General features: G+C 35.3%; 5 protein-coding genes. 2 read left to right on the forward strand and 3 right to left on the reverse strand.

Annotation, left to right across the window (positions count from 1 at the left end; all coding sequences use genetic code 11):
- Position 1: 1 nt before the first annotated feature.
- Positions 2–310 carry a Txe/YoeB family addiction module toxin gene (locus C9E88_RS17445; RefSeq protein WP_106986750.1) on the forward strand — a complete coding sequence of 103 codons (309 nt, stop codon included), beginning with the start codon at positions 2–4 and terminating at the stop codon, positions 308–310.
- A gap of 93 nt (positions 311–403) precedes the next feature.
- Here the strand turns inward: C9E88_RS17445 and C9E88_RS17450 are convergent, their stop codons facing one another.
- Both C9E88_RS17450 and repM read right to left on the reverse strand, forming a co-directional pair.
- The gene (locus tag C9E88_RS17450) at positions 404–592 is read right to left on the reverse strand and encodes a hypothetical protein (protein ID WP_106986751.1); all 189 of its coding nucleotides are present in this window, start codon (positions 590–592) and stop codon (positions 404–406) included.
- Entirely contained in the window at positions 592–1,509 is a 918-nt protein-coding gene (gene repM, locus C9E88_RS17455; RefSeq protein WP_106986752.1) for a replication initiation protein RepM, read from the reverse strand. The genes C9E88_RS17450 and repM overlap by 1 nt, the downstream gene beginning before the upstream one ends.
- Positions 1,510–2,192: 683 nt before the next feature.
- On the opposite strand from repM, the gene C9E88_RS17460 reads away from it, so the two are divergent.
- Positions 2,193–2,702, forward strand: coding sequence for a hypothetical protein (locus C9E88_RS17460; RefSeq protein WP_106986753.1), 510 nt, complete (start codon positions 2,193–2,195; stop codon positions 2,700–2,702).
- A 185-nt stretch (positions 2,703–2,887) separates the two neighbouring features.
- Here the strand turns inward: C9E88_RS17460 and mobV are convergent, their stop codons facing one another.
- A complete protein-coding gene (mobV, locus tag C9E88_RS17465; protein ID WP_106986748.1) occupies positions 2,888–4,021 on the reverse strand; it encodes a MobV family relaxase in 1,134 nt (377 codons plus the stop codon).
- Positions 4,022–4,692: the final 671 nt, after the last annotated feature.

Genomic DNA, 4,692 nt, shown 5'->3' on the forward strand with positions numbered 1-4,692 from the left:
AATGACTGCCAAACAGAAGCAACGTAACAAGAAACAAGCGCAAGAAAATGTAGCTCTAAGCTGGGATGACCATGCTTGGGATGACTACCAATATTGGTTGAAAACCTCTCCTGAAATTTTTAGCAAAGTAAATGATCTGATTAACGAATCATTGAAAACGCCATTTTCTGGCACAGGGAAACCTGAACCTCTAAAAGAAAATCTCTCCGGTTTTATTTCTCGACGTATCACGAAAGAACACCGTCTTGTATATATGTATGAGAAGGGTGTTTTGCATATTGCTTCATGCAGATACCACTACGATGACTAATGTCTCGTAATATTTAAGACTATATAAATTGAAAGGCGTGGATACTGATCTGCGCCTTTTTTATTAGAAAAGCTGTAAAACCCTGACAACTTTTTAGGTTGTATAAAGCATTTTTTTGATTCGTTGAATTCTATTTTCTAAACCCACGATACTTTTTTGAAGTCGATCGCTATACACTTTTTTTTGAAGATCAGAAAATTCTTTAAGTTCATTTTCAAGCTGCTCAATTTTTTCTTGGAGCAAAATTTCTTTCTCAAATTTTGTTATTTCTTTTTCGACCATTACTTAAATCCTGCTTTTTCTAAAAGAGGATATAACTCTCTAAATTTCTCAGGTTGTAAAAGCATTTCAGCAATACGAATGGCAAATTGTTGATAGCTCTCTGTACCTTGGGAATATCTCGACATTTCGGGCATCTCAGACAGTTTGTGAGAAAACATATGTCGTTGTGCATCTGTCATTTTTTTGAATAGATCGGCTGTGTCCGGATCTATATTAGTTTCTATTTTCTTTGCTTGTTGCTTCTGCTTAAAGTTGAATGAAAAGCCTGTGATTGTCCGCCCTTTTTTATGCTGTTCATACGTCACGTCAATATCTGTTAAATCATTGATCTGCTTAATTGATGGCTCTAATACACGTAACTTAAAATTGGAAATAATTTTATATTCAGAATCAATAACACCTATTTGCTTTCTAAACTCATTAATAGTTAGTACTGGGGTTTTACCAGTGCTGCGCCACGCAATTAATATTTCATATAGCCGTGTAGCATACTTACTTTGAAGCTGTGCAACTTGTTCAAGCTCATAACTTGTGAAATGTTCTTCAAGGCGTGTAATTAAAGGAACAACATCAGGCGCAAATATAATTTCTACAGTTGCTTCATTTTTTGTATAGCCGATTTTTGATACCCATCGGCTTGTATACTGTGTCAAATTTCCATTTTTATTTATTTCCTCATAACTAAATTGTCTTGCAAATAAACTCTTACATGCTTCTTTTAAGCTTGTATAAGCACTATGTTTCTCAACATTAAATGTTTGTATGTATGTGCTTGCATGTACTGTTAATGGGTCGTTTGCATTAATACCCTTTCCATTTTCTCTTGCTTCAATAATCGCTAATAGAATTAATCGTTGTTCCACAAGCTCTAAGTTGTAACTGGCATTAATTAAGGCGTTATCTTTTACAATGAGCATATTTTTTTCCTGTTCTACATTACGGCTCACAATCAAATCCTCCTTACGACAAAACCAATATACACAAATTAAAGCGTAAGTAAATATACATAAAATAATATGTATAGATAAGGTCTATAGATGTATAGATATGGGTCTATAGATGTATAGATATGGGTCTATAGATGTATAGATATGGGTCTATAGATGTATAGATATGAAGCTCAAAAGCCTTGCTATCACAGTGTTTCAGAGAGCCTAAAAGCATTTAAAAGCATTTAAAAACATTAAAAGCCCAGAAAAAGTCAAAATCAAAGGCTATGGCACTCGCTTCGCTCGTGTCGTTTCAAGAGCAAAAGCAAAGTCAAAAGCACTAATAATGCATTCGCTATGCTCATGCTTTTTTAAGAGCAAAAGCATCAATACTTCACTCGTAGATATTCGCTCCGCTCTGTTAATCTCGTTTAATGTTGAAATGGAAACTTTGTAATCAGAGAAAAAACAAGGGCGAAATTTTAATGTTGCTCAATCGCTCGTAGACACTCGCTCGGGTACTTAAACATGAGGTTCTATACTCCAAGAGCAAAAAAAGCTAAATTTCAGAGTGAATAGTACCTCATTGTACTATGCAAATAAAACCGAATGTACTAATATTAGTACATGCAGTTTTATTTGCATTAAATTTTTGTACTAAGGGTGTTTAAATGAAGAATCAGTGTGTTGTAGTTTTAACAGCTCGAGGAAAATCTAGAATTTTAAAAGAAGGAGGAAGTCAGGCTTGGAGATTAAACGCTCACCATGCAGGAAAGTGCAGTTACGTGGTTTGCGTTCAAAACCGAAATAAATCTTGGGGTCAACCTGAAGCAAAGCACCACACAGCCTTTTTAATCGGTAAAATATCTAGTATCAGCCAATCTCAAGAAGAAGGCTCTCAAGGTCGTTGGATAATTAATATTTCTGAATATGCAGATATTTCTATTCCTAATGTATGGGATGGAAATAGAAACCCAGTTGCTTATAGAACTTTAGAAGAGCTAAACATTGACTTAGAAAATTTACAGTTCAATAAGTTAGAGCAAGAACCTAATGTTTTAGAGCAAGCGAATAAACCAAAAGAAGAATTAGAGAAAATATCAATTCCTGAAGCTAAAAGATTGTTAGCAAACTATTTTGATGTTCCTCAAGAAAATATTTCTATTACTATTAATATGTAATTTCAAAGGCAAAAGAGAACTATCTTTTGCCTTTTCTTTAAGCGAAATTTCATTGTGATGCTCGTAAACACTCGCTAAAAATCTTTCATTTGCGTTCTAATGAATTTTATTTATTTCAACTATACTTTTATGCATGAAACCCAAAACATGGCTAAAACCCCCGTTTTTTTGCGTTTAAATGGATGTTATGAGGGGGAGTAGTCGTTATCGTTGCTGTTATCAGGTTTTTTGGGTTCATTTTTTCTCTGTTTTTCCAATTCTTGACGTCTTAAAAATGCCAAACGCTCTTTTTCCTGTCTTTCTTGCTCAGCCAGTTGTTTTTTCTGTTCCTGTTCTATGCGTAATTGCTCTCTAAGTTCTCGTTGTTGATTGAATCTTTCTTGTTCTCGTTGTTCATTTAGAAATATATGATGTTCTAGTTGCCTATCAAAATTCTGCTCTAATTTAAAAATTTGTTCATCAAATTGTTTAGTAAGATTCGGATTATTGTATTTGTTGATTATATCCAAATACGGTTTTGCTCTTTGCTGTACTTCAGCTAGTGTCCTTCTTGCATCTGACAGTTCTTTTTTTAACTTTTTCGATTGACTGGCCAGCAAGTTAGCATTGTCAAATCGCGGTCCAATTTGATCAAATATCTGATCAATCATAGCCTTTGCAACTCTCTCACCGTAGGCATTTTTAGATTCAAAAAACTCAGGTTCAGGCACTTCATAGGTGAGTCCTTTTTCAATGCCTGGTTCATTCTCGTAATTGTTCAATTTTTCATAATATTCTTGAATAGACGTATGTTTTGCTTTGCTCCCCTGTACGCCCCGATCTAATCCTAAATCTTTTACTTCAACTGCAAAATCAGTCTGCATCTGTGAAAGTGTATGTCGAGATCCACCGATATATTTTTTAGCATTCAATCGTCCTGTTTCTTCGTCCACTGGAACAACGTAGGCGACAAGGTGAGGAGTTGTTTCATCACGGTGAATGGTGGTGCTGACGACATTATTTTTACCGTATTTATTTTCGAGCCATTTTTTTGATTGCTCAAAAAATGCAGTTTCTTTTTCAGTTCCCCAGCCATCCCACTCCGGACTCGCTGTAATCAAATGCTCAATACACAAAACTGCATCTTTACGTCTTTTTTCAGGAATACGATCACGAATAGCGGTCATACATTTTTCGTTTGTATCTAGCTCATGCTCATTCAAATGTGTACGAGCATCATCGGCATTTAACGTTTCTCGATTGCGATAATTATGCGAAAGACTGCCTCCAACATCGGCAAATGACTTGAGTTTCTGAATACGCAAAATAGCAAATGACATTGGAGAAATCCGACACCGCAAAAAGCACACGATAGCAGAGGTTTTTGAGCTTTGCGATAGTGAAGTGGACTCACTCCACTTTCAAATAACCTAAAGGTATATTGAAAGTTCATGAGTAAGGGGGGATTCCCCCCTTAACCCCCATTAAAAAGACTATCTTGAAACAAAACATTCAACTCATTTTTGATTTTATGTTTTGGTGATTAATTTTTTATTGAAAAAAGATTGTACCAATACTTGTACAATCTTTTTTTGTGATGTATAATCCATTTCATATCTTGATCGGCTCTACATGGGCTGATGACCACCTCGCACAAAATGGTGTGCACATATGGTTTTAACAATTTATCCCTAGAAGAACATCTAGAACGATTTTTAGTTTTAACAACTTATCATCCCTGTTTATAGGGAAGGAAAACAAAATGCAAATACTTAACTTTAGCCAAGCTCGGGCTTGCTTTAAGGAGGTAATGGAAGACGTTTGTCGAGATCACGAACCAACTGTGATAACTAGACAGCGAGGTAATCCTGTAGTTGTAATGTCATTGGATGATTTTAACGGTATGAAGGAAACGATATACTTGTTGAGCTCAAAGAAGAATGCAAACAGATTATTAGAATCCGTCGCTCGAATTAAGGCAGGTCAGACCACAAAAAGGAATCTGATAGAA

It is taken from the genome of Acinetobacter cumulans, from assembly GCF_003024525.3.
GTDB lineage: Bacteria > Pseudomonadota > Gammaproteobacteria > Pseudomonadales > Moraxellaceae > Acinetobacter > Acinetobacter cumulans.